Genomic DNA, 27,000 nt, shown 5'->3' on the forward strand with positions numbered 1-27,000 from the left:
GTCGTGGCTCAGCCCGAGGTGCTCGCGGTGGTGGCGAAGAGCACGCCCATGAAACCCAGGTAGGCGAGGAAGAAGAGCAGTCCCAGGGCGACCAGTCCGAGGGAGACCCAGCCGAGCACCAGGCCGGCGGTGGCGAAGCCGCTGCCCTCCTCGCCGGTCGTCTGGATCTCGGTGCGAGCCTTCTTCGCCAGATAGATCGCGACCCCGCCGACGAGCTGGCAGCTGAACAGGGCGACGATCCCGGTGACCAGGGCGGCGATCGCCATCCCGTTCGTGGGCCGGCGCACCACGTACGGATAGCCGGGGTGGCCCGGCGCCCACCCAGGCTGTCCCGGCGCCCAACCGGGCTGCCCGACGGCACCCGGAGCGCCGGTGAGCACGGTCGGGTCGTTGGCGTGTGCGGCCGGGTCGTTGGCGTGTGCGGTCGGGTCGTTGGTGTGTGCGGCCGGCGCGCCCGTCTGCTCGGACGGGGCGGCGGTGTGTTCGGACGGGTTGCCGGTACTGCCTGAAGTCACGGCGTCTCCTCACCGGGTCCGATGCTCAGTAGCCGCTGTCGTACGAAGACGACGGCTGGTTGGCCAGCCAGACGAAGAAGATGACGATGGCGATGGTGGCGAGTACCGCGATGGCGGTGGAGATCCAGCCGACGATGATGCCGGCCTTGGCGAAGCCCTCGCCGCCCTCGCCGCGCTCGCGGATCTGCTTGCTGGCGACGTGCCCCATGATCGCGCCGACGGCACCGAGGTAGCCGCCGAGCCCGTAGCCGCAGAGCCCGAGCGCGCCCACGATGGCGACCACCATCGCGGCGATCGACAGGCCGTTCGTCGACGGCCCCGGGGCGGCGACCGGGTATCCGGGCGGCGGATAGCCGGGAGCCATCACCGGCTGGCCGCTGATCGGATCGGTGGCCGTGGGGTACGCCTGGTTCGGGTACCCGGGGTCGGCCGCAGGGTATCCGGGCTGGTACGGCTGGGCGGAGGTGGTGGCCTGCACCGTCGGGTCCTGGTACATGGGCTGGTAGCCCTGGTCCTGCGGGCCGGTGGGCTGCGCCGGTGGCTGCGCCTGCCAGGACGGATCGCCGGAGTAGCCGCTCTGCTGGGGGTCGGTCATTCGAGGTCTCTCAGTTCGTCCGGACGGATGCGTCGTCAGGGTAGTCGGCGCCCGCCAGATCGGCGCCCCCGTATCAAGGTCACGTCCGCCCGGCGGTGCCCCGGCGCTGCCTCCCCCGGTGCCTCCCGCGGTGGCCTGGCCGTGCCACGGCGGTGCGGCGTTGCCCGTAGCGACTCGACCGGGCAGGATCGCGGCATGGTATTCGACGCGCGTGCCGGGGACAGATCCGGAAATCGGCCTCGTCGGGACGCCACGCGCCCCGCGCTGGCTCGCCGGCCCCGTACCGGCTCGCAGGGCACCGTTACGCAGAGCAATGACCGGTCGGAAGCGCCGGAGGTCGACACCGAGCCGGTGACGATGCGGCTGGACGGCCGGGTGGCGCTGGTCACCGGTGCCGGCAGCGCGGACGGGATCGGGTACGCGACCGCCCGCCGGCTCACCGCGCTCGGTGCCCGGGTGGCGATCGTCTCGACCACCCGGCGGATCCACGACCGGGCCAGTGAACTGGGCGTGACGGGGTTCGTCGCCGACCTGACCGACGAGGCCGAGGTCGGCGCGCTGGCCGACGCCATCGTCGAGCAGCTCGGCGACGTGGAGGTGCTGGTCAACAACGCCGGACTGGCGAGCCGGGCGAGCCCCGAGGTGCTCCGGCCGGTGGCCCAGCTCAGCTACGACGAGTGGCACCGCGAGATCGAACGCAACCTGAGCACCGCCTTCCTGTGCAGCCGGGCCTTCATCGGCGGGATGGCCGAGCGGGGCTGGGGGCGGATCGTCAACCTCGCCGCCACCGCCGGCCCGGTGAACGCCCTGCCCACCGAGGCGGCGTACGCGGCCGCGAAGGCGGGTGTGGTCGGGCTGACCAGGGCACTCGCGATGGAGATGATCGCCGACGGGGTGACCGTCAACGCGGTGGCGCCCGGCACCATCTACACGGCGGCGTCCACGATGGCGGAGCTGAAGCAGGGGCTCGGCACCCCGGTCGGCCGCCCCGGCACCCCGGACGAGGTCGCCGCCGCGATCGCCTTCCTCTGCTCGCCGGCCGCCTCGTACATCACCGGGCAGATGCTCGTGGTGGACGGCGGCAACAGCGTGCGGGAGGCGGAGTACCGGTAACGCCGGACGTCTCAGTTGGCGCCGCCGTCGCCCTCCGAGCCGGCCCAGCCGAGCAGGGCGAGCCAGCCGCAGCAGGCGATCACGTAGAGCGCGGTGAAGACGTAGCTGAGGATCAGCCCCCAGGTGGCCAGCTGGCCGCCCTGTTCGCCGGTGCGGCTGATCTGCCGCCGGGCCAGGTGCCCGAGCACGATGCCGGCCGGCGCGAAGACGAAGGCGAGGACCAGGGAGAGGATCGCCAGCAGGTTGTACCCGGACGACCCGCCAGGCCGGCCCGGCTGTCCGTACTCGCCCGGCTGTCCGTACTGGCCAGGTTGGCCGTACTGGCCGGGCTGCCCGTACTGGCCGGGCTGCCCGTACTGGCCTTGGTAGCCGGGCTGGCCGGGACGGTCGCCGGGAGCGGACGGGGGCTGCCCCGGGGATCCCTGCGGATCCTGCGGCTCACCCGGCCAGGGGTTGCTCATGGCGTTGCCCTCCTCAACCGGGACGCTACCGGCCGGCTCCGGTTCGCGGGCCGAGGTCGGCGATGATGCACCCGCCAGATGGCGGACAGGCGGACCCGCCGGGCGGGAAGAGGCGTACCCGCCGGGCGGCGGAACGGTGCATCCGGCGGGCGAGGAGCGGCGGACCGCCGGGCGACGAGCGGCGGAGCAGAGTCGGCCGGCTGCTGTCGGGGCTGGTCAGGCTTGCCGGGACAGGCCGCCGGCGGCGCGTTCCACCACCAGGCAGCGGTCCTCGACGTAATCGATGCCGGCCTCCTCGGCGATCCGCCGGGCCTCGGCCGAGACGATGCCGAGCTGCAGCCAGACCGCCGGGGCGCCGATCGCGACCGCCTCGCGGACCACCTGCACCGCCTGCTCGGCCGGCCGGAACACGTCGACCAGGTCCACCGGGTGCGGGATCTCGGCGAGCGAGCGGTAGACCCGCTCCCCGAAGAGTTCGTCCGCCTCCGGGTTGACCGGAATGATCCGCCAGCCGTACCGCTGCATCTGTGCCGGCACACTGTGCGCCGCCTTGGCGGGGTTTCGGGAGGCGCCGACGACGGCGATCACGCCGGCCTCGGCCAGGATCTGCTGAGCGCTACGCACCCCGCGACTGTAGCTCGGCCGCCGACCCGGCCGGCCGCACCCGGTCAGCACCGCCGGCCCGGTCGAACCGCACCCGGTCAGCACCGCCGACCCGGCCGGCCGCACCCGGTCAGTGCCGCCGGCCCGGCCGGGCCGCATCCGGTCAGAGCAGGGTGAGCTGTTCGACCGCGGGCGTCGGCGTCGCCACCGGCACCTGGCGGGCCTCGCCCGGCTCGGGGCGGTGCAGGCCGTGGCGGCGGGCCGCCAGCCGGACCCGGGCGGTCAGCTCGCGCTGGTATGCCTGCGGCAGGTAGGAGCCCCGGCCGAAGAGGCTCCGGTAGCGGGGCACCAGGTGCGGGAACTCCCGGGCGAGCCAGCTCGCGTACCACTCGCGGGCACCGGGACGCAGGTGCAGCGGCAACGGGGTGACGCTCGCCGCGCCGGCCGCCGCGATCGCGGCCACCGTCTCCTCGATCGAGTCGTCGTCGTCGGTCAGGCCGGGCAGGATCGGGGCCATCAGTACGCCGACCGCGAAGCCGGCCTCGGTAAGCCGGCGTACGGCGTCGAGCCGGCGGTGCGGGCTGGGCGTGCCCGACTCGACCGAGCGCCACATCCGCTCGTCGACGAAGCCGATCGACATCGAGATGCCGACCGAGGTGACCGTGGCCGCCTGTTGGAGCAGCGGCAGGTCGCGCAGGATCAGGGTGCCCTTGGTGAGGATGGAGAACGGGTTGGCGAAGTCGCGCAGTGCCGTCAGGATCGGCGGCATCAGCCGGTAGCGACCCTCGGCCCGCTGGTAGCAGTCGACGTTGGTGCCCATCGCGATGTGCTCGCCCGACCACCTCGGTGCGGCCAGCTCGCGGCGGACCAGCTCGCCCGCGTTGACCTTGACCACCACCTTGCTGTCGAAGTCGCGGCCGGGGTCGAGGTCGAGGTAGCTGTGCGTGCCCCGGGCGAAGCAGTTGTGGCTGACGACGCCGTTGGCGACGAAGTCGCCGGTGCCGGTGGTGATGTCGTAGAGCTGGAGCTCCCGCTCGGCCGGCTCGATCCGGCGGATCCGCAGCACGGCCCGGCCGCCGAGGATCGTCCCGTCGAGCCCGCCGGCCGGGAGGTCGGCGGGGCCGGGGGTGGCCCGGCCGGTGCCGACCAGGCTGTCGGTGATCGCCAGGTAGGGCCGGGGCGGCTCGCCGGGCGGTGCGGCGACGACGTGCTTCCAGCCGCGCGGCGTGAGGAACCGGTGGTCGCCGCTGGCGGTCAGCTCGGTGCCGTCGGCCAGCACTATCCGGTAGGCCGGCTTCACCGTCGACCAGTGCGCCAGCACCTCCGTCCGGACGTAGCGCCGGTGGTTGCCCTGCGCGACGGTGCCGTAGATCTGGTCGCCGATCCGTAGCTCGGACAGTGGCCGGGTGCGTCCGTCGGCAAGCAGGATCGCGGTGTCGCCGGCCAGGCAGTAGGCGCAGGCGTGGCTGCACCCCCGGTAGGGGTTGATCGTCCACTGGAACGGCACCCGGGACTCCCCGGGCACCCGGTTGATGATCGACTTGGCCCGCACCTCGTAGAACGTCATCCCGGCGAATCCGGGGGTGTCGAAGGTGCGCACGGTCGCGCCGGGCAGCGCCAGCGGCAGGGGTGGAGCCGCTGGCGCCGCCCCCGGAGGGGTCCCGTGGTCGGGGGGAGCCGACGTCAGGTTTTCCCAGCGCATACCAAACATTCGAACATACGTACGAGAGACCACGCAACTCGCCACGCGGCGGACCGCGACCGGCCGGTCGGCGTACCCGGAAGGGGTTATCCGGCGTCGGCCGGCGGGCCGCTGCTCTCCCGGCGGACCAGCTCGGCGGCGACGTGCTCGACCTGCGGGGTGTTCAGCGGCTCGGGCGGTTGCAGCGCCAGGGTCATCGCCCGGGCTCCCATTTCGGCAAGCGGCAGCCGGATGGTGGTGAGGGCCGGCGTCACGTCCCGGGCGATCGGCATGTCGTCGAAGCCGACCACGCTGATCCGGCCGGGCACCTCGATGCCCCGGGACCGCAGCAGGGCGAGGGCGCCGATCGCCATCGAGTCGTTCAGCGCGACGACGGCGGTGACCCCGGGGCAGCTCTCCAGCAGCGTCGCGGTGGCGGCGACCCCACCGGAGCGGTCGAAGTCGGCGTAGACGATCTGATCGGTGCCGAGCTGCTGGCCGTGCTCCCGGGCGGCCCGACGCAGCCCGGCGAGCCGGTCGGTGGTGGTGGTCAGGTGCCGTGGCCCGGCGACGACCCCGATCCGGGTGTGGCCGAGGCCGTAGAGTTCGGCGCCGATCAGGTGGCCGCCGGCCTCGTTGGCCGGGATGACCGCGTGTCCGCTGTGCTCGTGCCGGCCGATCACCGCCACGTGCCCGCCGGTGGACTGGTAGACCCGCAGCTTCGCGTCCAGGGTGTTGGTGAACTGCTCGTCGTGGTAGCCGGAGCCGGCCAGGATGATCGCGGCGGCCTGGTTGGCCCGGAGCAGCTCGACGTACTCAAGCTCCTTGTCCGGGTCGCGGTAGGTGTTGCAGATGATGACCAGCCGGCCGTGCTCGGTGGCCACCCGTTGCAGCCCCCGGGTGATCTCGGAGAAGTACGGGTCGGAGACGTCGTGCACGATCACCCCGACCGCGCTGCGGTGGTTGCGGGCCAGCTGCTGGGCGTGCGCGTTCGGGACGTACTGCAACTCCTCGACCGCCGCCAGCACCCGCTCGCGGAGGGCGTCGGTGACCGGCTTGGGGCTGCCGTTGATGATCCGCGAAGCGGTGGCGGGTGACACGCCGGCCCGCCGCGCGACATCCGCCAGAGTGGCCATCGACCGCGTCCTTCCCCGACCGCCCGGTGGCCGGTCGCAGCTGAGGATATCGCGGGTCGGCCCGGCCCATTCACGGCCGTCGCGCGCTGGCCGCCCCCGCCGTTCCATGATCACCATGGCGGCGGGAGGCTCTTGCCCGAATCGGAATCGAGTCGGTAGCGTTGGCGGGAAAGCGCTTACCGACGTACGGCGTGCTCTACCGCGACCATCGCGCGCCAGGACGACCCCACCACGATCACGTACCCCGCGCGCTCGACGAGTGGCACCCGCGGATCAGCCAGCCTGAGGAGGCGACGTACATGGGCCGCACCACGATCGGCATCGTGCTCAACGGCGTGACCGGCCGGATGGGCTACCGGCAGCACCTGGTCCGCTCCCTGCTGGCCATCCGGGAACAGGGCGGCCTGGCGCTGCCGGACGGCCGCCGCCTCTGGCCCGAACCGATCCTGGTCGGCCGCAGCGAGGCGAAACTCCGGGAGATCGCCGAGCGGCACGGGCTGACCGAGTGGAGCACCGACCTGCCCGCCGTGCTGGCCCGCCCGGACGTGCGGATCTACTTCGACGCGCAGGTGACCGCGCAGCGGGAGAAGGCACTGAAGCTGGCGATCGAGGCCGGCAAGCACATCTACACCGAGAAGCCGACCGCCGAGGACCTGGCCGGCGCGGTCGAGCTGGCCCGGCTCGCCGACGCCGCCGGCATCAAGCACGGCGTGGTGCAGGACAAGCTCTTCCTGCCCGGCCTGCGCAAGCTCGACCGGCTGGTCAAGGGCGGCTTCTTCGGCCGCATCCTCTCGGTCCGCGGCGAGTTCGGCTACTGGGTCTTCGAGGGTGACTGGCAGGCCGCCCAGCGCCCGTCCTGGAACTACCGGGCGGCCGACGGCGGCGGCATCACCGTCGACATGTTCCCGCACTGGCACTACGTGCTGGAGCAGCTCTTCGGCCGGGTGACGGCGGTGACCGCGCACGTCACCACGCACATCCCGCAGCGCTGGGACGAGGCCGGCGAGCGCTACGACGCCACCGCCGACGACGCCGCGTACGGCATCTTCGAGATCGAGCGGCCGGGCCAGCCGGGCCGGATCGTGGCCCAGATCAACTCCTCCTGGTCGGTCCGGGTCTACCGGGACGAGCTTGTCGAGTTCCAGGTCGACGGCACCGAGGGCAGCGCGGTGGCCGGGCTGCGCAACTGCCGGATCCAGCACCGGGCGGCCACGCCCAAGCCGGTGTGGAACCCGGACCTGCCGGTGACCGAGGACTTCCGGTCACAGTGGCAGGTCGTGCCGGACAACGAGGAGTTCGACAACGGCTTCAAGGCGCAGTGGGAGCTGTTCCTGCGGCACGTCGTCGTCGACGAGCCGTACAGCTGGGACCTGTGGGCGGGTGCCCGGGGCGTACAGCTCGCCGAACTCGGGCTCGCCTCGGCCCGGGACGGCCGGCGGATCGAGATCCCGGCCCTCGACGACCAGCCGGGCGCCCGGTGAGCACCGTCCCGGCCCGCTTCTCGTTCAACCAGGCCACCGCGAAGTACTGGCCGATTCCCGACCTGGTCGCCGGCTGCCTGGCGACCGGCGTGACCCAGGTCGGGCTCTGGCGGGAGGAGACCCTCGCACACGGCCTGGACAGGACCGCCACCCTGGTCCGCGACTCCGGGCTCGCGGTCACCTCACTGTGCCGGGGCGGTTTCTTCCAGACCCCCGACTGGTACGACGAGAACCGCCGGGCGATCGACGAGGCCGCCACCCTCGGGGCGCCGGTACTGGTGCTGGTCTCCGGCGGACTGCCGGACGGCAGCCGGGACGTGGACGCGGCCCGCGCGCACGTCGGGGAGGCGATCGGCGAGCTGGTGCCGCACGCCCGGGCCGCCGGGGTACGGCTGGCGATCGAACCGCTGCACCCCATGTACTGCTCCGACCGCTGCGTCGTCGCCACCCTCGGCCAGGCGCTGGACCTGGCCGCGCCGCATCCGGTCGAGACGGTCGGCGTGGTGGTGGACACCTACCACCTCTGGTGGGACGACCAGGTCTGGGCGCAGCTCGACCGGGCCGGCCGGGAGGAGCGGATCGCCTGTTTCCAGGTCGCCGACTGGGCCACCCCGCTGCCCGAGGGGGTGCTGCTTGGCCGGGCGCTGCCCGGGGACGGCTGCGTGCAGCTGCGCCGGTTCCGGGAGGCGGTGGACGCCGCCGGCTACCGGGGACCGGTCGAGGTCGAGGTCTTCAACGCCGACCTCTGGGCCCGGCCGGGCCGGGAGATCCTGGACCGCACCCTCGCCGGTTATCTCGGCCACGTGGATTAGTCGACGCCGCCGGCCACGGGGGAGACTTGTAACATGGACCAGCCCACCTTCGTGTACGACGGCGACTGTGCCTTCTGCACCACCTGCGCCGGGTTCGTCGACCGGCGCGTCCCCACCGGGGCGAAGGTGCTGCCCTGGCAGTTCGCCGACCTCGACGCGCTCGGGCTGACCGTCGCGCAGTGCGAGGAGGCGGTCTGGTGGATCGGCACCGACGGCGTACGCGCCGCCGGCCCGGACGCGATCGCCCGGCTGCTCGGCGCGAGCCGCCCCGGCTGGCGGCTGCTCGGCGCCGTCCTGCGGCTTCCCCCGGTACGCGCCCTGGCCTGGCCGGCATACCGCTGGGTGGCCCGCAACCGGCACCGGCTGCCGGGCGGTACGGCCGCCTGCTCGCTGCCCCAGGCGACCCGGGACCGGCTCTACGGCACGGCCGGCGACCGCGCGCCGGGCGGTTCCGTCGGAACCGGCCCGGCAGCCCCCTGAGCACCGCCGCCGTCGAGGCTCCTGTCGCTGCTGACGCCGTTGCCGGACTCGGCGCCGTTGCCGTTGCCGTTGCCGCCGGATCGCCGGGTCAGCCGGCGGAGCCGGGCCAGCGGGCGTAGCCGCTCCAGCGGCAGGAAGCTGGTCATCGCCACCAGGTGCGGGGCGAACGAGATCGTGATGGTGGCGATGGTGACCAGGTGGAACGAGTAGAAGAACGCCACCACGGCCTGCCGCCAGCGCGGCGGTACCACGAAGACCAGCGGACTGAGCAGCTCGAACGCGATGATGCCGACCTGCGCCGCGATCAGCAGGTACGGCACCTGGGCGATCAGGTCGGCCAGCTCGGTGCCGCGCCGGATGATCGCGCGGGCCAGCACCGAACCGGTCATCCACTCCGGCCCGCCGAACCGGAGCTTGGCCCAGGCGGCCAGGAAGTAGGTGCAGACCACGGCGATCTGGGTGACCCGCAGCGCCCAGCCGGCCGCCTCGGAGCGGGTGTGGTCGCCGTGCCGGGCCCGGCCCACCGTGGGCAGCACCGCCAGCGCCACCAGGAAGCCGAACCGGTCGTGGTCCACCTTCCCGTAGCTCATCGCCACGACCATCCACTCGAAGTAGAGCGCGAAGACGGCCCAGCCGAGCAGCCGGGGTGCCCGCCCGGTCGCGGCGGCGAGCGAGAGCAGCAGCAGCGCCCAGAACAGGACGGTGACCAGCAGCGGGGTGGGGGTGGGTAGCGGGAGCAGGCGGCCGACGAAGAGCGGCTGGTACAGCTCGCCGGAGATGTTGGCCTTGTCGCGCACCCAGGGGGTGAAGACCAGCAGGTCCGCGGCGACGAAGAGGTAGACCAGGGTACGGAAGGCGGCCACCCGGCTGCGGGGCACCGGCTCGGTCAGCCAGCCCGACACGGCGGCGCCGATCCGTCGGGCCGCGCTCACGACGCCTGCCACCGGACCACCGTCTCGTCGACCGAGTTGCCGGTCGGCCGGCCGTCCGTGATGCCGTACCAGCGGATCACGATGCGTACCTCGACGATCGGTGGTGCGTCCGGGTGCCGTTCGGCGTACGCGTCGGCGACCTGGCGCAGCAGGCTCGGGTCTTCGGTGTACCGGCCCTGCTGGCCCTCGATCTCGGCCCGGCGGATGCCGGTGGCGTCCTCGCCGAGCCCGACGACCGTGCCGGTGGCGTCGACCCCCTCGACCCGGGTGTCCGGGGCGGGGTCGTCCGGCGGGTTGGAGCCGGCGTACATCCGGAACGGGCCGAACGGGAAGTGGTCGTCCTGCCCCCAGAGGGTGCCGGCGAGCAGTACGGCACCGGCCAGCAGGGTGAGGCCCACCCGGATCCTCCGGCCCCGCCTCGGCAACGCGTCCATCGGTTCGAGACCTTACGCGGTACGCGCAAGATCCGCCGGTACTCCTCGACCGCCCGGACGGCAGCGGCCGGACACCCGTGCGGGGTGTCCGGCCGCGGCGCGGAGCTTCGCGGACCTGGTGGATCCTCTGGTCCGGAACTCAGTGACTGTGCTCGGCGAGCTGCTTGCGTACGTCGTCCATGTCCAGCGCCTGCACCTGCTCGATCAGCGACTCCAGGGCGGACTCGGGCAGAGCGCCCGGCTGGGCGAAGACGATCACCCCGTCCCGGATCGCCATGATCGTGGGGATGGAGCGGATGTCGAACTTCGCGGCGATCTCCTGCTGCGCCTCGGTGTCGACCTTGCCGAACACGATGTCCCCGTGCTTCTCCGAGGACCGCTCGTAGACCGGCGCGAACCGCTTGCACGGGCCACACCAGTCCGCCCAGAAGTCCACCAGCACGATGCCCGGCTGCTCGGTCACCTCGTCGAAGTTGGTTGTGGTCAGCTCAACGGTCGCCATTGATCACTCCGATCACCCAATTGGCCTTACGACTGCTGAAACCCACCCGGCCTGCTGAGAATTCCCCGGCACGGCGGGTTGAAACGGTCATCGTGTGCCGGCTCACGTCCGCCCCGACATCGATGTGGGTCGGTGGTTCGGCCGCCCTGGAAGTGAAACATTGGCGACACAGTTCAGTGACTGTCGGTCATGGGAGCGTTTCCAGAGCTTTCGCTGGCCAGTAGGGGTGTGATCCGGAAACTTGCCGGTTGGCAAGCGGAAACAGGTGACATAACGGATGCCCGGGTGCGTACGAGCACTCACGTTCAGTAACATTACAAAAAGGTAACTGTGACTCCGATCTCGTGGCGAAGTCTTCTGTCGGCCGGGTCGGATCGGGCAGAATCCTTCCCATCAGAGCGTGGGCGGCGGGTGCCGGGGAGGGCCCCGCCGCTCATTGCGTCCGGGGTCGGTTTCCACCCCTGGCCACTTTTCAATTCGGTCCTGGCGACCCCGGTGTCCGGCCGGTGCGGTGCGCCGTCGCCGCGTCCCGCGCCGAAGAGACGGGCCCGGTGCCGTAAGACGCGCCGGGACTATCGCTTTTCGGGCGGAACCGGGCCTTCCTCCTATCACCGGCTTATGCTGATCCGGGAGGCGCCATGAGTCAGACCGGATCTCCGGACTCGCCAGGTGCCACGCATGGTGCCTGGCGGGCCACCATCACCGGCTACCCGCCCGAGGACTGGCGACTGCTCGTCCGGCTGCCGGGTCGGGTGATCGTCGCGGCCTCGTCGGCCCGGCCGGACAATCCGGTCCGGACGGTCACCGAGGGGCTGGCCGGCCTGGACGGCATCGCCGCCGGCCGGTCGTTCGACAGCGAACTGGTCCGCGCGGTGGTCGCCGCCATCTACGCCGAATCCGACGACGGGCGCTCGGGACCGGTCCGCGCCGGAACGGCCGACGGCGGACTCGCCGACGGCGGGCACGAGGCGGGCCGGCACCCCGACGGCACGCACGAGGACGGACTCGCCGAACTGCTCCGGTCCTGCCGGGCGGCGGTCGAGACGTTGGCCAGGCACGCCGACCCGGCGGACTCGGCCGCCTACCGGCAGTGGGTGCAGTCCGTCGCGGCCCGGGTCTGCCGGGCGGCCGGTTCCGACGGCCGGCCCCGCCCGTTCGGCGACCCGGTGGATCCGGAGCAGCGCCGGGTGCTCGACCAGCTCGGCGAGGCGCTGGGACTGCGCCCGGCCGGCTGAACCGCCCTCCGATCCTGCCCGGACGTGCCGGTCCACGGGGGATACCCTCGGCAACCGTGGACGGTGCCGAGGTCGAGATCGAGGTCGGGGTCGGGCCGTGGCCGGGCGAGCCGCCGACCGATCCCCGCTACGACCCCGAACTGCTGCGCCTCGGCGACCGGCGCAACGTCGTCGACCGGTACCGGTACTGGCGGCGGGAGGCGATCGTCGCGGACCTGGACCTGCGCCGGCACGACTTCCACGTGGCGATCGAGAACTGGCAGCACGACTTCAACATCGGCACCGTGGTCCGCAACGCGAACGCCTTTCTCGCCGCCGAGGTGCACGTGGTGGGGCGGCGGCGGTGGAACCGGCGGGGTGCCATGGTGACCGACCGGTACCAGCACGTCCGGCACCACGGGACGATCGAGGCGTTCCTGGCCTGGTGCGACGCCGCCGACCTGCCGTTGATCGGCATCGACAACCTGCCCGGGTCGCGTCCGCTGGAGAGCGCCGTACTGCCACGCCGCTGCGTACTGCTGTTCGGGCAGGAGGGCCCCGGCCTCTCCGAGCCGGCCCGGCTGGCCTGCTCGGCGGTCCTCTCCATCGCCCAGTACGGCTCGACCCGCTCGATAAACGCCGGGGTGGCCAGCGGCATCGCCATGCACGCCTGGATCCGCGGCTACGGCGGTCGACCGCCGGAGGAGAGCTGACCCGTACCGTCCCGCCGACGGCCAGGACGTGCGTGAAACGACCTGAAAAGGCCGGTTCGCCTTGACTCGGGGGTACTGGTACGGGGACTGTAGACGTCGTGGGTCTCGTGCTGAGCTGTCCGCGCTGCGCCGGTCCGGTCCGGGCGCCGGACCTGATGCACACCGCCTGGCGGTGTCCCGGCTGCGGGCCGGTTCCGCCGCTGCACGTCGCGGAACACATCGGGCCGGAGATCCTGGCCAGCACGATCGAGCGGATCGTCGGGCAGCGCGACCCCGCCGACCGGGGGACCGGGGCCGCCGGCACCGGACCGGACTTCCCGATCCCGCTCTGGTGCTTCTGGCCGCTGCCCCAGGGCTGGACGATGACCGGGGTCGGCTGGGCCGGCGACGACCGTGGTGGCGTACGCGCGACCGCCGTGGCCTGCACCGGGCCGGACCCGCTCGGCGGCGGCCCCGCCGACCTGGTGCTGGTCGCCGAGGAGCCCGGCGTCGGCCTGGGCACCCGGCTGGCCGGCACCACCGGGGTCGACCCGGGGCCGCAGCTCACCGAGGCGCTCACCGATCCCGGCCCGGGGTCCGCGGAGCGGATCGCGCACGCCAAGGTCCGGGTCGCCGGCCATCCCACTCCACTGTGGTCAGTCAAATCTCCGACAGACCGGAGTGCCTACGTCGGCGAAGCTCGGGGGATCTGGCTCTATGCGATAGCCTGGCCGGCGAGTGCGGGTTACCTCCTCGCGGACGACGTGGAACTCCACGACCTGACCGAGTGGACACCCCCCGAGCTCGTGTTCGGTGCTCCGTCCCCCTACCTGCACGGGAGGGTCTGATATGGCCGGTCAGGCTGGGTCGGAGCGCGATTGCGGATTGTTTCCCGCAGGACAGCAGACTGCTACTCTGGGTTTTGCCGCGGTTAGCAACCCGGTGCCGCACGGAGGGATGGCCCGCCATGGTTAAAAAGGTCCTCACCTGGGGCGGTATCGCCTTCCTGGTTTTCTTCATCGCCTACCAGCCGTCCTCGGCCGCCGACGTCTTCAAGTCGCTGGGCGGCAGCCTCCTGGACGTCGCCCAGGGCTTCGGCGACTTCTTCACCGACCTCGTGGCTTAACCGTCGATGGGTAATCCGTCGGGTGGACCCCCCGAGCCCGAGGGCGACGACGAACGTCGACGGCGCGAGCGGGACACCGAGCCGATCCCCCGGGTCCAGCCCGACGAGGGCCCCCACTTCGGCACCGGCCCCTCCTATTCGGACGGCCCCGCCTACTCCGACGGTCCCGCCTATTCGGACGACATCGGCTACGGCGAGCGCCGGGCCGGCACCCGCGGTTGGGTCCGGGATCCGGACCAGGGCCCGGAGATCTCCGAGGAGGAGCTGGCCGGGCTCCGGGTCGACGCCTCCGGGATGCCGCTCGGCCCGCGCCGGGTGCTGCCGCTGGAGGACGAGCCGACCTCGCTGGTGGCCCGCTATCTCTTCCCGACCGAGCGCTACCGGGGCGAGTGGAAGCGGCACAAGATCTCCCTCGCCACCCCGCTGCTGGTCGGCCTGCTCGCCACCTTCGTGCTCGGCTACCTCTCCGGCTTCCTCGCCGGCCAGGAGGTCGGTGCGCTGACGACGGTCGCCGTGCTGATCTGGCTCGGCATCATGGGCTGGGTCGCCTGGAAGGTGGCGGACTGGTATTTCGACCGGTTCATCCTGACCAACAAGCGGGTGATGGTGGTCAACGGCATCATCACCCGGCAGGTGGCGATGATGCCGCTGCTGCGGGTCACCGACATGAAATACGAGCAGTCGCCGCTCGGCCGGGCGCTCAACTACGGCACCTTCGTGCTGGAGTCGGCCGGCCAGGAGCAGGCCCTCCGCGAGGTCAAGTACCTGCCCAACCCCAACGAGCTCTACCTGCGCGTCGTCGAGGAGATGTACGAGCCGCAGGCGGTGGAGGCCCGGTTGGGCAAGGAGGCCGAGGAGGCCAAGGCCGACGACGGCGCCTGACGAACCGACGCCCCGCACGAAACGCCGCAAAAGCCACGGGCACCTGTCCGAACATCGAGGTCAATCGCGCCTTTGGGCCGTAGACCCGAGGGTGCGGGTGTGGCAGCCTGTCGAATTGGCAGCGGCGGCGGCGGGGGGAGGCGGGAGTGGCGCCGAAGCACTCGGTCGACGAGGAGTTCCGCGAGTTCGTCGCGGCCCGCTCGGCAGCCCTGCTGCGTACGGCCTATCTGCTCGCCGGGGACTGGGCCACCGCCGAGGACCTGTTGCAGACGGCGTTGACCAAGACCTACCTCGCCTGGAAGCGGCTCGGCGAGATCGAGGCGGTCGAGCCGTATGCCCGGCGGGTCCTGATCAACACGGCGACGAGCTGGTGGCGGCGCCGCTGGCACGGTGAGCGCCCCACCGAGGTGCTGCCGGAGCGCCCCGCCCCGGACCAGATCGAGGAACAGCTCGAACGCGACAGGCTGTGGCGGCACGTCCGCACCCTGCCGGTCCGGCAGCGCGCCGTGCTGGTACTCCGGTTCTACGAGGATCTCTCCGAGGCGCAGACCGCCGCGCTGCTCGACATCTCACCTGGCACGGTGAAGAGCCAGACCTCCCGGGCCCTCGCCACGCTGCGGCGCCGGCTCGGTGCCGAGGCCGACAACCGGATGCCGCAGGGCGAGGAGGCGCTTCCCCGCGTACCCGTGCGGGAGGCCGACCACCGGCCGACCGCGCCCGACAACCAGCTCCCGGTCGGCCCGCCGGAACTGCCCCGGCCGCGCCCGGCCGGGGCCCGCCGGCCGGCCGCGCTGGCGATGCCGGCCCAGGCCGTCCCGGCGGTCGGAGCGGAAGCGTGACGGCGATGCTGGAAGACGAGCTGCGCGACATGTTCGCCGCCCGGGTCGACACGCCACCGGTGGCCGACGACCCGGCCGGCCGGGTGATCATGCGCGGCCGGGTGACCCGTCGGCGCCGCGCCGTCAGCTCGCTGGTGGCGGTGGCCGCCGCGCTGGTCCTGGTCACCGCCGGAGCCGCCACGCTCGGCGCCGGCTGGCTGCCCGGACGGCCCTCCGCCGGCCCGGCCGCCGGCTTCGACGTGGACTCGCTGGCCGAGGTCACGGTCGGCCCGGCGCAGCCGCCGACCCCCGGCCGGGACACCGGGATCGGACTCGACCTCCGCAGCGGCGACCAGCTCTGGACCAGCGACGGCCGGCGGCTCCGGCTGGACGGCGTCGGCGAGGTGACCCGGATCTACCGGGTGCCGGGCGGCTGGGTGTACGCCGGGGCCAGGCAGGTCAGGTTCCTCCGGCCCGACGGCACAACGGTGGCGCTCAGCGGCGAGGACGACAGGTGGACGCTGAGCACCGACGGCAACCGTCTCGCCTTCCAGCTCGACACGACCCTGTACGTCGCCCGGGTCGGCCCGACCGGACTCGCCCTGACGGACCACGTCGAGGTGCCCGCCGGCAGTTGGCCGGTGGCCTTCGCCGGCGAGCGGGTGGTGCTCTCCGACTCCAACCGTGGCTACGGCTACCTCGACCTGGCCGCCCCGGACCGGCGGCCGACCCCCAACCCGGACGTGCTGGCCGTCTACGGGACACACGGTGACGGCCTGGCCGGGCTGGTCCGGCAGGAACGCGGCAGCCGGCTCTGCCTGGCGAGCCTCGCCACCAGTGGCGGAAAGCCGCGGCCGGTGCGCAGCGGCGGCTGCGGGCTGGGACTGCGGGCCGAGAACTCCGGCGGCGGGCTCACCCCGGACGGCCGCTGGCTCGCCGCACGGCGCGGCGCCGAGGTCGTGCTCGTCGACGTCGACGGCGTACTCGACGGCCGGAACGCCGTGCTCTCCTGCCCGGCCGCCGGTGCCGTGCCGCCGGTCTGGATCGACGACCGGACGGTGGCCACAGGTGACGGCGAGCAGGTCGTACGCTGCCGCACCGACGGCACCAGGGAGACCGTGCCGCTGCCCGACGGCGTCACGGAGGACTGGCAACTCGTCCCGAGGCTGACCGCGGCACCCGACGGGCGGTGACCGCCGCCGCCGGACGGCTGCCGGATCGGTGCGCCGGCCGGCTGCGGGACTGGTGCGCCGGACGGCTGCGGGACTGGTGCGCCGGCCGGCTGCGGGACTGGTGCGCCGGCCGGCTGCGGGACTGGTGCGCTGGACGGCTGCCGCCGGGCGGGCGGCGGTAACCTCGGGCCGGTGACGTCCCGACAGAGCGGGTCGGCCGAGCACGGTGGCGGAGTCCGGATCGACCTGCACGCCCACTCGACCGCCAGCGACGGTACCTACTCGCCGGAGCAACTGGTCCGGTCGGCCCGGGAGGCCGGGCTCGACGTACTGGCCATCACCGACCACGACACCACCGGGGGCTGGGAGCGGGCCGCCGCCGCCCGGCCGCCGGGACTCACCCTGGTCCGGGGTGCCGAACTCTCCTGCCGCTGGTACGGCACCGAGCCGTCGATCCCGCTGCACCTGCTCGGCTACCTCTTCGACCCCGCCGCGCCGGAGCTGGCCGCGGAGCTGACCCGGGTACGCGCCGCCCGGGAGGTACGCGGCGAGCGCATTGTCGAGCTGCTCCGGGCCGACGGCGTCGACGTCGACTGGGCCGAGATCCGGGCCGCCGCCGCGGGCGGGACGGTCGGCCGGCCACACATCGCCCAGGCGCTGATCCGGGCCGGTCTGGTGGCGACCACCGCCGAGGCGTTCACGCCGCGCTGGCTCGGCGAGCGCTACCGGCTGCCCAAGGACGACATCGACGTGTTCCGGGCGGTCCGGCTGGTCCGGCAGGCCGGCGGGGTGCCGGTGATGGCCCATCCCCGGGCGAGCCGGCGGGGACGGATCGTGCCCGACTCGTTGATAGTCGAGCTGGCCGCCGCCGGGCTGGCCGGGCTGGAGGCGGACCACGAGGACCACTTCCCGGCCGAACGGGAGCACGTCCGGGCCCTCGCCGGCGAGCTGGGACTGCTGGTGACCGGCTCGTCCGACTTTCACGGCGCGCACAAGACCGTCCGGCTCGGCGCGTACACCACCGGGGTCGAGGCGTACAGGCGGATCGTCGCGGCCAGCAGTGGGGTGGGAGTCCTCACGGACCCGGCCTGACCTCGGCGGACGCCACCCGGCGTACGGCTAACGTGATCACGTGAACCTGAAGCTGCTCGGCGAGGTACTGGTGACCCTGTTCGTGATCACCGACCCGCCGGGCATGGTGCCGATCTTCCTCGCCCTGACCGGCCAGATGCCGGCCCGGGAGCGGGTACGCGCCGCCGGGCAGGCGGTGGCGCTCGGCCTCGGGGTGATCGTCGTCTTCGCCGTCGCCGGGCAGACCCTGCTGGACTACCTGCACATCGAACTGCCGGCGTTGCAGGGTGCGGGTGGCCTGCTGCTGTTGCTCGTCGCGCTGGAACTGCTCACCGGCAAGGCGGACGACCCCGGCCAGCAGAACACCTCGAACATCGCGCTGGTGCCCCTCGGTACGCCCCTGCTGGCCGGTCCCGGTGCGATCGTCGCCACCATGCTCTTCGTGCAGCGGGCCGAGGGGACGGCGGACTATCTGGCCATCGCGGTCGGCATCGTCGCGGTGATGGTCGCGGTCTGGTTGATCCTGCGCTTCTCCGGGCTCGTCGTCCGGGTGCTCCGGCCGGCCGGGATCGAGGTGCTGACCCGGATCGCCGGACTGCTGCTCGCGGCCATCGCGGTGCAGTTGGTCGCCGACTCCGTCAGCGCCTTCGTCACCAGCCACCTCTCCGGCTCCTGACCCCGGTCCGTGCCGGCGGAGGTGTCGGACCGGCGGAGGTGTCGGACCGGCATGGCAGGATCGGGGCGTGCGAAGGCCATCGTCCGGCGGCAACCGGACCCCTCGACCGCATGCTCCCCGACCGCGTGGCGGTGCGGAGCCGGAGCAGTTGGGATTCGAGGGGATGCCCGAGCGTCTCTTCGTCTGCACGCCGAGCAAACTGGGCGCATACGTGGACTGTCCGCGCCGGTACCGCTACTCCTATGTCGACCGGCCGGCGCCGCCCAAGGGGCCGCCCTGGGCGCACAACTCGCTCGGCGCGAGCGTGCACACCGCACTGCGCAACTGGTACGCGCTGACCCCCGACCGCCGCCGCCCGGAAGCGCTGCCGACCCTGCTGAAGGGCACCTGGGTCCGGGAGGGCTACCGCGACGAGGAGCAGGAGCGGGCGGTGTTCCGGCGGGCGCTGGAATGGCTGGAGTCGTATGTGGAGTCGCTCGACCCCGGTGACGAACCGGTGGGGGTGGAGCGGGTGGTGGCGGTCAAGACGGCCGTGCTCGCGTTCAACGGTCGCACCGACCGGATCGACTCGCGCACCGGGCCGGACGGTCCCGAGCTGGTGATCGTCGACTACAAGACCGGGCGTACCGGACTGGACTCCGACGACGCCCGGGGCTCGCAGGCACTCGCGCTCTACGCGTACGCCGCCGAGCGGGTGTTCCGGAAGCCCTGCCGGCGGGTGGAGCTGCACCACCTGCCGACCCGGACGGTCGCCGGGCACGATCACACGGCGGAGTCGCTCGCCCGGCAACTTTCCCGGGCCGAGGACACGGCACGGGACATCATCGCCGCCGAGCGGGCGGTCGCCGACGGGACCGACCCGGACGAGGCGTTTCCGGTCCTGCCCGGCCCGCGGTGCGGCTGGTGCGACTACCGGCGCACCTGCCCGGCCGGCGCGGACGCCCCGGAGCGGGAGCCCTGGTCGGCGGTGGAACGGGCACTCGCCCCGGCCACCCCGGACAACGGCGGACCACCGGTCGCCTGAGGCTGTGCCGGGGGCGGTCCGAGATAGTGCCAGGGCGGTGCGTGCCGGGACGGTGCCCGGGGGGTTCTGCCGGTTCAGCGGTCGGCGGCTCGGCGCAGTTGGCAGTTCGGGCAGAGACCCCAGTAGGTGACCTCGGCCTCGTCGACCTCGAAACCGTACGCGGCGACCGGGTCGAGGCAGGGCGCCGAGCCGACCGCGCAGTCCACGTCGGCGATCTCGCCGCAGCCGCGGCAGACGACGTGGTGGTGGTTGTCGCCGACCCGCGCCTCGTAGCGGGCGGGCGATCCGGCCGGCTCGATCCGGCGGGATAGCCCGGCCCGGGACAGCGCACCGAGCACGTCGTAGATCGCCTGGGTGGAGACCGAGTCGAGACGTCTCCGGACCCGCTGGGTGATCTCCTCGACCTCCAGGTGCCCGCCGCCGGCCAGCACCTCGAGGACGGCGAGGCGCGGCCGGGTGACCCGAAGGCCCCTCGACCGGAGCAGTTCCTCGCCAGTCATCTCACTATCACAGCACGTCGATGGGACACCAACAAGGCGGATGCGGGCCGAGCGTGGCGCCGGCCACAGCTCACCCGAGTCCGGAGCCGCCCTCGTGCCCGCCGGTCACCGGCAGCTGCCGCGCCGGAGCGGGAACCGGAATGAACCGGGTCGGCTCGATCCCCGTGTACCGGTATAGGTCGCGGGCCACGTGATCGAATCTACCTACCGCCAGGTGCTCCCGTCGGGAGCGCGGCAACAAGGAGGCGTCGGTGTTCAGGGAAGTCATGGGTCTCCCCGCCCACGCGTTGCTGGTGCACGCGGCCGTCGTCTTCGTGCCGCTGCTCGCGCTGGTCTCCACCGGGTACGCCGTACTCACCCGGTTCCGCAGCCGGCTCGACTGGGCGGCGGCGCTACTGGCCGTGGCGGCCCCGGTCGCGGCCTTCCTCGCGGTGCAGTCCGGCGAGGAGTTCCAGCAGGTGTTGATCGCCAAGGGCTACGGCCCGGAGATTCTGGAGAAGGTGGTGGAGCACCAGGGCTACGGCGAACTGAGCCTGTGGTGGAGCCTCGCCCTCGGCGTGGTCACGCTCGTGCTGGTGGCCCTGACCCGACCCCGTGCCCGCGCCCTGCCGCGCTGGCTCGGACCGCTGCTCGCCGTCGTCGTCGTGGTGCTCGCCGCGGTCAATGTCTGGTACGTCTACCTCACCGGCGACACCGGCGCCCAGGCGGTCTGGCAGGGAGTCCTGTAGTCCCGCCCGCCCGGCGCCTGTAGTCCCGCCCGCCGCCTGTCGTCCCGCCCGCCCGGCGCCTGTAGTCCCGCCCGCCGCCTGTCGTCCCGCCCGCCCGGCGCCTGTAGTCCCGCCCGGCGCCTGTCGTCCCGCCCGTCCGGCGGCGACCCGATGCTTGACGGCTGCCGGATCGTCGCCGCCGCGCTCGCCGGATTCTCGGAGGCCGACCGTGCCCCCACATCGCCGCCCGGGACGGCTCAGAAGAGCGCTCGGGAGCAGAGCAGGCACAGAAGTATCAGCACCACCGCGCCGCCGAGCATGCCGATGCCGTAGGTGAGCGTCCGGGCACTGCCCTCCTCGGCGTCCAGCGCGACGTGGTCCTGAGCGGGCAGCGGCCGGGGTGGCGCCGGCTGGACATGCAACGGCGGACGCCAACCCGGTGGCGGAGTGGTGCTCGGCGGTGGGCCGGGGTAGTGGATCTCCGGTCGTGCCGGAGGTGGCGTTGTGGACCCTGTCCCGGACTCCGGGGCGTCGGCGGGTGGTCCGGTGGGCCGACGCCAGAAGGCGTCATCGGCGGAGTTCCCGCTCTGCTGCGTCACGCTGTCCGACGCTACCAACCCGAGCCGGCCGCGACCCCTCTCCGGCGGTCACCGACAGACGCTGTCCTGCGCCGGGCCGGTACGCTTGCCCGGTGTCGGGGACCGAGGAGCAGCGCAGCCCGGGTGCGGGCCGGAACAGCGGCCGGCCGGTGAAGTCGACCGGCGACCGGCGGGTGCTGCCGGAGCAGTCCGTTGACGACACCGACCAGGGCTGGGGCGAGCGCCCGGACACCAACGACGAGCGGCTGCTCGCCGACCGCCCGCCGCACTGGGACTGACCTCCGCAGCAGAGATGACCGCCGCAGCAGGAGTGACCGCCGCAGCACGAGTGGGTAGCCCTCGCCCGAACTGGGACTGGCCGCCGAACTGGGCGCCGGATCCGCCATGCCGGGTCGGCGGGCTGAGCGGGGACCGGGCGCGGGCGGTTACGAGCGGACGATGATGGCGAAGCGGGTGGACTCCGGCATCCCGACCGCGCGGTGGGCCTGTTCGGGACGGAGTGCCAGGTAGATGGCACTGGCCGCGCCGTCGGTCTGGCCCGGCCCCAACACGTCGAGCACGAGCACCCGGGTCGCCAGGACGGTGGGCTTGGGCAGCCGACCCGCCGATTCCCCACCGGGTGCGGCGAGAAGATCCACCCGGGCTCCCGGCCGGGCCACGGTCAACGCTGCCGGTTCGGCGAGCCGGATGGGCACCCCGACCGTCCCCGCCGGTACCGGAACTGCCGAGCCGGCCGGTAGCCCCGAGCCGCCCGGTGCCGCGCCGGGGCGTCCCGCCGGCCCGCCTCCCGCGGACTGACCCGCGCCGGGCGGGCTCGCCGAGGTGGTGCCTCCGGGCGGTCCGCCGGGCCCTGCCGGCCCGGCTGCGTCCCCGGTCGCACCGGGCCGGTCATCGGCTGCCCCGTCCGGAGTGACGGCCGCCCGGTCCGCGGCGGCACCGGACTGCGGGGCGGGGCAGGACGACCCCGGACCGCGCAGCAGGAGAAGCCCGAACGCGAGCGCCGACAGGGTGCCGACGAGCAGCCAGCGGATCACCGAGCCGATGCCGGGACGTGACCAGCGGGCCGGGCTCAGCGTGGCATCGCGACGGGTGGACCTACGCTCGGGTGCCACGGCGAACGAACCTCCCTCGGCCCGGCGACGCGACGGGTCGGCGCCGTCCGGTAGCAGCAGGTTAGGTCAGCTCGCGCCGAGGTGGTGGCGGACGATCCACGCCCTGTGGACAACTTCCGGGGCTGTGGATAACTCGACGGTCAGGTCGTGCTGGTCGAGGAGGATGACGAGGCGGAGGTCGCCTTCGGCTTGCTGCCGGAGCTGCTCGACGTGCCGTTTGTCGAGCCGCTGCCGGAGGAGCCGGACGAGCCGGAGGCGCTGCCGTTGGTCGAGCCGGAGTCGCCGCCCGAGCCGGTCTTCGCGGAGTCGCTCTTCGGCGAGTCGGCCTTGGCCGCCGCGGCGCCGCCCTCCGAGCCCTTGCGGGAGTCGGTCCGGTAGAAGCCGGAGCCCTTGAACACGATGCCGACGGAGTTGAAGAGCTTGCGCAGGCGACCCTCGCACGCCGGGCACTCGGTCAACGGCTCGTCGGTGAAGGACTGCACCGCCTCGAGCTGGTGGCCGCACTCGGTGCAGGCGTACTGGTAGGTGGGCACGTTCCCCTCCGGATCTTGCAAGCCTGTTGGCACTCGACATATCCGAGTGCCAATGGTGCGGCATCGGAGGTGTTTTCGTCCAGCCGAAGTGTCCGGCCCGACGCCCGGCCACACCCCGAGCCTCAATCCGAGTCTCGATCGGCGCCCCGATCCGCGCCCTGATCGGTGCCTCGGTCGGAGCCGACGTACTGGAGGCCGCCGGTGGGGGTGAGCACGGCACGTACCGGGCGGTCGTGATCCGTCGCCGGGATCGAGTCGATCAGTTCACCGTCGTGCAACAGCGCGAGCGTGAGGGCGCCGGGAGCCACCCGGGCCAGGGCGCGGTCGTACGAGCCGCCGCCGCGGCCGAGCCGGACCCCGCGCCGGTCCACCGCCACCGCCGGTACGACGACCAGCTCGGCAACGCCGATCGCCTCGGGACCCAGCCGTCCGGTGCCGGGCTCCCGCAGCCCTCGACCGGCCGCGACCAGGCAACCCGGCCCGGCGTACGGGGCCCAGTCGAGATCGAGATCCGGGCGGAGTACCGGCAGCAGCAGCTGCCCACCCCGGCCCACCGCGGCGGCCAGCGTCTCCGGCAGTTCGACTCCACCCGGCTCGGTGCCGACCGGCACGTAACCGGTGACCACCTGAGGTCGTACCCGCTGGACGAGGGTGCGTAGCTCGGCCCGGAGGCGCTCGGCGGCGGCCAGCCGGGCCGGGGCCGGCAGCGCCCGGCGGCGGGCCAGCATGGTGATCCGGAGTGCGCTCTTGCCCCGGCCAACCCCTTCATCCGAAAAATCCGGCACGTAACACTCCTGGGGGTAGGTCGGTTAACCAATGCGGTCGGGTCAGCATCGCAGCATCGGATGCCGAGCTTCCGGGGGGATGAGTGACGCTGCGCGGACGGTTGACCACAGCTTTCCTCGTCGTCGTGCTCGGGCCGGTGCTGCTCGGCGCGCTCTCCGTCGCCGGTACGGTCGCCACGGCGAGCCGCCACCAGGCGGAGCGCCGACTCAACCTCGCCGCCGACGCCGTGCGTACGTCGATCGGTGCGCTCTGTCAACAGTTGCACGCCACGGCCGGTGCGCTGGCCGTACTCGCCGACCGGGCCAGCCGGACCGGCGCGGCCGCCGAGGTCGTGAACCGGGCGCTGGCGGACGCGGTGCTGACCACCGGACCGGCCGGCGCGGTCGACTTCGTCACCCCGGCGGCACCGCCCCAGCCCTGGACACTCTGCCCCGCCCCGGTCGGCACCGGCCCGGTCGGCCCTGACCCGGCCGGCCCTGACCCGGCCGGGACCCCCGTGACGGGCGCTGGCTCGACGGGCGCTGGCTCGACGGGCGCTGGCTCGACGGGCGCTGGCTCGACGGGCGCTGGCTCGGCCGACGCTGGCTCGGCCGACGCTGGTCCGGCCGGCAAAGGTCCGGCCGACGCTGGTCCGGCCGACGCTGGTCCGGTCGGTGCCGGGCCGGCGCCGCGTGCCCTGGCTGCCCGGGTCGAACTGCGGGACCGTTCCGGGGCGGTGGTCGGCGAGGTCTGGTGCGCGCAGGCTCTGGACGCGGCGTTCGTCCGCCGGCTCGCCGCCGCCAGCGGAACCGCGGTGACCCTGCTGCGCGAGGTACCCGGGCCGGCCGAGACCTCCACCAGCCCGCCGGACCCCGCCCCGGTCCCGAGCCCCACGGCCGCCGTCCCCGGATCCGCCGGCAGCGGTCCGCCCGGTGTCCTCTTCCCGGACACCGGTACGGTCCCGCCGGGTACGGCTACGGCTACGGTCTCGTCGGGTGCCGGTTCGTCGGCCGGGTCGGGTCCGGTCGGCGGCGGTGCTCCGGATGCCGGACCCCAGGGCGGCGAGTCGCCGACTACCGAGTCGACCGGATCGAGGGCGGCCGTACTCGCGGCGGCGCGACGAATCTCCGGGGACAGGGTCGTACAGGCGAACGGCGGCCGGTACGTCCGCCGGGTCGGTCCGGCGCACGGGCAACCGTTGCCGCTGGTGCTGTCGGTCCCCCGCGACCCGCCGGTGACCCGGTACGGCCCGCTCGCTGTCGTCGTCCTGCTTGCCGGGGTGTTCGCGGTGCTGGCCGCCGGCCGGCTCGCCCGGTCCACCACCCGGCCGTTGGCCGAGCTGGCCAGGGCCGCCGACCGGGTGGCCGAGGGTGACCTGGCGACCCGGGTCCCGGTCCGGTCCCCGGACGAGGTGGGCCGGCTCGCCGACAGCTTCAACCGGATGACCCGGGAGGCCGAGTCCTACTTCCGGGCGCTGGTGCTCAGCCGGCACCAGTTGCGGGAGCAACTCGGCGTGCTCGGCGACACCCTGGCCAGCTCACACGACCTGCACCGGATTCTCCAGCTGTTGCTCCGGGCCGCGATGGCCGCCACCGGCGCCCGGGCCGGGGTGGTGCTGCTGCTGGATCCGAGGACCGGGGTGCTGGTCAGCCAGTGTGCCGAGGGCCTCGACCGGGCCGGTGCCCGGCCGGGACGGCCGATATCGGCGGGAGCTCCGGGTGGCGTCACCAGGAACGGCGACACCACCGACGGCCGGGGCGCCGCCGGGACAGGCTCTCCACCAGCTGCCGAGACCGGCGATCCGGGAGCTGCGGGGACCGGCGATCCGGAGGCTGCCGGGACCGGTGGTCCGGGAGCTGGCGATCCGGGAGCGGCCGGAGACGGCGACCTGGGAAGCGCCGACACCGGTCGGCCGGCGGGCACCGCGCCGAGCGCCGGCTCCACCCGGGACCGGCGCCCGGTCGAGTCGCGGATCGACCTCGTCGCAGAGGGCGGTGACCCGGGCGCTCCGGCGGACGACGGTGCTGTCCGGCCTGCCGCAGCGCTGCGGGTACCACTCGGCAAGGGCCTGCTCGGCACGGTGGTGGCCACCGGCGAACCGCGCCGGGGTCGGCTGGACCGGGACGGACCGCACCTCTACGGCCGCGAGCCGCGCTGCCGGACGTATGTGGCCGTACCGCTGCCGTCCTCCGTGCCGGCCGGTGCGTCGCCGTATCCGGGAGCGGCCGGTGCGTTGCCGTATCCGGGATCGGTTGGTTCGGCGTCGTACGCCGGGTCGGAGCTGGGGACGGGTACGCCGCCACTGCGCCGGGCGGCCGACACCGGCTGGCCGGGCACGTCCGTGGGCACGGGTACGGGCACGTCGGGCGGTACGGGTTCGTCGGGCGGTACGGGCACGTCGGGCGGTACGGGTTCGTCCGGCGGTACGGGTTCGTCCGGCGGTACGGGCGTCGGGCGTACCGGGGCGGCGCTGTCCGGGGCGGGACCGGTGCTCGCCGGCCGGCGCGGCGCGGTCGGCGTACTGGCGCTCTACGACCGGCTCGGGGCGGACGAGTTCGACGACGTCGACCTGGCCACCCTGGGCACCTTCGCCGAGCACGCGGCCGTGGCGATGGAGAACGTCCGGATGCACGAGGAGGCGCAGCGGCTGTCGCTCACCGATCCGCTCACCGGGCTCTGGAACTACCGCTACCTCAGGGACTCGATCCGGCGGGAGATCGAACGCGCCAGCCGGTTCGGCCGGATGCTCGGGGTGCTCGCCCTCGACCTCGACCGGTTCAAGGAGGTCAACGACACGTACGGGCACGCGGCCGGGGACGCGGTGCTGGCCGAGTTCGCCCAGCGCATCCGGGGCGCGATGCGGGAGGTGGACCTCGCCTTCCGGCAGGGCGGGGAGGAGTTCGTGGTGCTGCTGCCGGAGACGGACGCCCGGGGCGCGGCGACGGTGGCGGAGCGGCTGGGTGCCGCCGTCCGGGAGACACCGATGGCGATCCGTACCCGGTCCGGCGCGGCCGCCCCGGTCCGGGCCCTGGTCTCGGTCACCGTGTCGATCGGGGTGGCCGTCTATCCGGACCACGCCGTCAGCGGGCCGCAGTTACTGGCGGCGGCCGACGAGGCACTCTACGCGGCGAAGGCGGCGGGGCGGGACACGTACCAGCTGGCCACCGGCGGCCGCCCGACGGTGGTGGAGATTCCGGTGCGGACCGGCGCGGCGCCGCCGGACGACGGGCTGCCCTGGGCCGGCGGCCGGCCGACCCGCGACCGGTCGGGGTGGCCGGGTGCGGAGGGACCGGTCATCGCGGACAGCGGCCCGGACGGCGCGTTATCCGGGCCACAACCGCCGCGCCAGGGTCGTGGCCGATAG

At 73.5% G+C, this 27,000-nt stretch carries 32 protein-coding genes; 18 read left to right on the forward strand and 14 right to left on the reverse strand.

Annotation, left to right across the window (positions count from 1 at the left end; translation table 11 throughout):
• Positions 1–8: 8 nt before the first annotated feature.
• Positions 9–515 (reverse strand): DUF4190 domain-containing protein, encoded by a 507-nt coding sequence (locus ACN28A_RS17890; protein WP_421396591.1) that lies wholly within the window; start codon positions 513–515, stop codon positions 9–11.
• A 25-nt stretch (positions 516–540) separates the two neighbouring features.
• On the reverse strand, positions 541–1,110 hold the full coding sequence (locus tag ACN28A_RS17895; protein WP_421396593.1) for a DUF4190 domain-containing protein: 570 nt from the start codon (positions 1,108–1,110) through the stop codon (positions 541–543).
• A 264-nt stretch (positions 1,111–1,374) separates the two neighbouring features.
• On the opposite strand from ACN28A_RS17895, the gene ACN28A_RS17900 reads away from it, so the two are divergent.
• Positions 1,375–2,223 carry an SDR family NAD(P)-dependent oxidoreductase gene (locus tag ACN28A_RS17900; RefSeq protein WP_421404471.1) on the forward strand — a complete coding sequence of 283 codons (849 nt, stop codon included), beginning with the start codon at positions 1,375–1,377 and terminating at the stop codon, positions 2,221–2,223.
• 11 nt (positions 2,224–2,234) lie between these two features.
• On the opposite strand, the gene ACN28A_RS17905 is transcribed toward ACN28A_RS17900, so the two are convergent.
• The 4 genes from ACN28A_RS17905 to ACN28A_RS17920 form a co-directional block, all read right to left on the reverse strand.
• Entirely contained in the window at positions 2,235–2,684 is a 450-nt protein-coding gene (locus tag ACN28A_RS17905) for a DUF4190 domain-containing protein (RefSeq protein ID WP_421396595.1), read from the reverse strand.
• 216 nt (positions 2,685–2,900) lie between these two features.
• Positions 2,901–3,308 (reverse strand): CoA-binding protein, encoded by a 408-nt coding sequence (locus tag ACN28A_RS17910; RefSeq protein WP_421396597.1) that lies wholly within the window; start codon positions 3,306–3,308, stop codon positions 2,901–2,903.
• 142 nt (positions 3,309–3,450) lie between these two features.
• The gene (locus ACN28A_RS17915; RefSeq protein ID WP_421396598.1) at positions 3,451–4,998 is read right to left on the reverse strand and encodes an Rv2578c family radical SAM protein; all 1,548 of its coding nucleotides are present in this window, start codon (positions 4,996–4,998) and stop codon (positions 3,451–3,453) included.
• A 77-nt stretch (positions 4,999–5,075) separates the two neighbouring features.
• Complete coding sequence (locus ACN28A_RS17920) at positions 5,076–6,104, reverse strand: LacI family DNA-binding transcriptional regulator (protein ID WP_421396600.1); 1,029 nt, start codon at positions 6,102–6,104, stop codon at positions 5,076–5,078.
• 299 nt (positions 6,105–6,403) lie between these two features.
• Between ACN28A_RS17920 and ACN28A_RS17925 the strand changes: the two genes are divergently transcribed.
• Genes ACN28A_RS17925 through ACN28A_RS17935 form a run of 3 tightly spaced genes read left to right on the forward strand, consistent with a single transcriptional unit; the run spans position 6,404 to position 8,877 of the window.
• Positions 6,404–7,585: a Gfo/Idh/MocA family protein gene (locus ACN28A_RS17925; RefSeq protein WP_421396602.1), complete on the forward strand. Its 1,182-nt coding sequence runs from the start codon at positions 6,404–6,406 to the stop codon at positions 7,583–7,585.
• On the forward strand, positions 7,582–8,397 hold the full coding sequence (locus tag ACN28A_RS17930; protein WP_421396603.1) for a sugar phosphate isomerase/epimerase family protein: 816 nt from the start codon (positions 7,582–7,584) through the stop codon (positions 8,395–8,397). Before ACN28A_RS17925 ends, ACN28A_RS17930 begins: the two co-directional genes overlap by 4 nt.
• A gap of 33 nt (positions 8,398–8,430) precedes the next feature.
• Positions 8,431–8,877 (forward strand): thiol-disulfide oxidoreductase DCC family protein, encoded by a 447-nt coding sequence (locus ACN28A_RS17935; RefSeq protein ID WP_421396605.1) that lies wholly within the window; start codon positions 8,431–8,433, stop codon positions 8,875–8,877.
• Here the strand turns inward: ACN28A_RS17935 and ACN28A_RS17940 are convergent.
• From ACN28A_RS17940 to trxA, 3 genes are all read right to left on the reverse strand, one after another.
• A complete protein-coding gene (locus tag ACN28A_RS17940) occupies positions 8,814–9,821 on the reverse strand; it encodes an MFS transporter permease (RefSeq protein WP_421396607.1) in 1,008 nt (335 codons plus the stop codon). The two genes, ACN28A_RS17935 and ACN28A_RS17940, sit on opposite strands and share 64 nt — an antisense overlap.
• Positions 9,806–10,243, reverse strand: a complete 438-nt coding sequence (locus ACN28A_RS17945; protein WP_421396608.1) for a hypothetical protein — start codon at positions 10,241–10,243, stop codon at positions 9,806–9,808. Before ACN28A_RS17945 ends, ACN28A_RS17940 begins: the two co-directional genes overlap by 16 nt.
• 139 nt (positions 10,244–10,382) lie before the next feature.
• Positions 10,383–10,745, reverse strand: a complete 363-nt coding sequence (gene trxA / locus ACN28A_RS17950) for a thioredoxin (protein WP_421396610.1) — start codon at positions 10,743–10,745, stop codon at positions 10,383–10,385.
• A 638-nt stretch (positions 10,746–11,383) separates the two neighbouring features.
• Between trxA and ACN28A_RS17955 the strand changes: the two genes are divergently transcribed.
• From ACN28A_RS17955 to ACN28A_RS18005, 11 genes are all read left to right on the forward strand, one after another.
• Positions 11,384–11,980 carry a hypothetical protein gene (locus ACN28A_RS17955; protein WP_421396611.1) on the forward strand — a complete coding sequence of 199 codons (597 nt, stop codon included), beginning with the start codon at positions 11,384–11,386 and terminating at the stop codon, positions 11,978–11,980.
• A gap of 56 nt (positions 11,981–12,036) precedes the next feature.
• Positions 12,037–12,672, forward strand: coding sequence for a TrmH family RNA methyltransferase (locus tag ACN28A_RS17960; protein ID WP_421396613.1), 636 nt, complete (start codon positions 12,037–12,039; stop codon positions 12,670–12,672).
• 98 nt (positions 12,673–12,770) lie between these two features.
• Entirely contained in the window at positions 12,771–13,499 is a 729-nt protein-coding gene (locus ACN28A_RS17965) for a DUF6758 family protein (protein WP_421396614.1), read from the forward strand.
• 119 nt (positions 13,500–13,618) lie between these two features.
• Entirely contained in the window at positions 13,619–13,777 is a 159-nt protein-coding gene (locus ACN28A_RS17970) for a hypothetical protein (protein WP_165436875.1), read from the forward strand.
• Positions 13,778–13,783: 6 nt separating this feature from the next.
• Positions 13,784–14,659 carry a PH domain-containing protein gene (locus tag ACN28A_RS17975; RefSeq protein WP_421396616.1) on the forward strand — a complete coding sequence of 292 codons (876 nt, stop codon included), beginning with the start codon at positions 13,784–13,786 and terminating at the stop codon, positions 14,657–14,659.
• A 146-nt stretch (positions 14,660–14,805) separates the two neighbouring features.
• Entirely contained in the window at positions 14,806–15,498 is a 693-nt protein-coding gene (locus ACN28A_RS17980) for a SigE family RNA polymerase sigma factor (RefSeq protein ID WP_421396619.1), read from the forward strand.
• 5 nt (positions 15,499–15,503) lie between these two features.
• Positions 15,504–16,670, forward strand: coding sequence for a hypothetical protein (locus ACN28A_RS17985; RefSeq protein ID WP_421396621.1), 1,167 nt, complete (start codon positions 15,504–15,506; stop codon positions 16,668–16,670).
• Complete coding sequence (locus ACN28A_RS17990) at positions 16,667–16,831, forward strand: hypothetical protein (protein WP_421396622.1); 165 nt, start codon at positions 16,667–16,669, stop codon at positions 16,829–16,831. The genes ACN28A_RS17985 and ACN28A_RS17990 overlap by 4 nt, the downstream gene beginning before the upstream one ends.
• 10 nt (positions 16,832–16,841) lie before the next feature.
• Positions 16,842–17,741 (forward strand): PHP domain-containing protein, encoded by a 900-nt coding sequence (locus ACN28A_RS17995; RefSeq protein ID WP_421396624.1) that lies wholly within the window; start codon positions 16,842–16,844, stop codon positions 17,739–17,741.
• Positions 17,742–17,781: 40 nt separating this feature from the next.
• Complete coding sequence (locus ACN28A_RS18000; protein ID WP_421396626.1) at positions 17,782–18,396, forward strand: MarC family protein; 615 nt, start codon at positions 17,782–17,784, stop codon at positions 18,394–18,396.
• 163 nt (positions 18,397–18,559) lie between these two features.
• Complete coding sequence (locus ACN28A_RS18005) at positions 18,560–19,420, forward strand: RecB family exonuclease (protein ID WP_421396628.1); 861 nt, start codon at positions 18,560–18,562, stop codon at positions 19,418–19,420.
• A 74-nt stretch (positions 19,421–19,494) separates the two neighbouring features.
• On the opposite strand, the gene ACN28A_RS18010 is transcribed toward ACN28A_RS18005, so the two are convergent.
• On the reverse strand, positions 19,495–19,920 hold the full coding sequence (locus tag ACN28A_RS18010; RefSeq protein WP_421396630.1) for a Fur family transcriptional regulator: 426 nt from the start codon (positions 19,918–19,920) through the stop codon (positions 19,495–19,497).
• A gap of 251 nt (positions 19,921–20,171) precedes the next feature.
• Between ACN28A_RS18010 and ACN28A_RS18015 the strand changes: the two genes are divergently transcribed.
• Positions 20,172–20,648 carry a DUF2231 domain-containing protein gene (locus tag ACN28A_RS18015; RefSeq protein ID WP_421396632.1) on the forward strand — a complete coding sequence of 159 codons (477 nt, stop codon included), beginning with the start codon at positions 20,172–20,174 and terminating at the stop codon, positions 20,646–20,648.
• A 236-nt stretch (positions 20,649–20,884) separates the two neighbouring features.
• Here the strand turns inward: ACN28A_RS18015 and ACN28A_RS18020 are convergent, their stop codons facing one another.
• Complete coding sequence (locus ACN28A_RS18020) at positions 20,885–21,226, reverse strand: hypothetical protein (RefSeq protein WP_421396633.1); 342 nt, start codon at positions 21,224–21,226, stop codon at positions 20,885–20,887.
• A 92-nt stretch (positions 21,227–21,318) separates the two neighbouring features.
• Between ACN28A_RS18020 and ACN28A_RS18025 the strand changes: the two genes are divergently transcribed.
• Positions 21,319–21,504: a hypothetical protein gene (locus ACN28A_RS18025; RefSeq protein ID WP_421396635.1), complete on the forward strand. Its 186-nt coding sequence runs from the start codon at positions 21,319–21,321 to the stop codon at positions 21,502–21,504.
• A 147-nt stretch (positions 21,505–21,651) separates the two neighbouring features.
• On the opposite strand, the gene ACN28A_RS18030 is transcribed toward ACN28A_RS18025, so the two are convergent.
• The 3 genes from ACN28A_RS18030 to ACN28A_RS18040 form a co-directional block, all read right to left on the reverse strand.
• Positions 21,652–22,338, reverse strand: coding sequence for a hypothetical protein (locus ACN28A_RS18030; protein ID WP_421396637.1), 687 nt, complete (start codon positions 22,336–22,338; stop codon positions 21,652–21,654).
• 140 nt (positions 22,339–22,478) lie between these two features.
• Positions 22,479–22,871, reverse strand: a complete 393-nt coding sequence (locus ACN28A_RS18035; RefSeq protein WP_421396638.1) for an FmdB family zinc ribbon protein — start codon at positions 22,869–22,871, stop codon at positions 22,479–22,481.
• 122 nt (positions 22,872–22,993) lie between these two features.
• A complete protein-coding gene (locus ACN28A_RS18040; protein WP_421396640.1) occupies positions 22,994–23,656 on the reverse strand; it encodes a 5-formyltetrahydrofolate cyclo-ligase in 663 nt (220 codons plus the stop codon).
• A 101-nt stretch (positions 23,657–23,757) separates the two neighbouring features.
• Here ACN28A_RS18040 and ACN28A_RS18045 point away from each other — a divergent pair, with 101 nt between their 5' ends.
• Positions 23,758–27,000, forward strand: a complete 3,243-nt coding sequence (locus ACN28A_RS18045) for a diguanylate cyclase (RefSeq protein ID WP_421396642.1) — start codon at positions 23,758–23,760, stop codon at positions 26,998–27,000.

The sequence above is a fragment of the Plantactinospora sp. WMMB782 genome, assembly GCF_049179135.1.
Classification (GTDB): domain Bacteria; phylum Actinomycetota; class Actinomycetes; order Mycobacteriales; family Micromonosporaceae; genus Plantactinospora.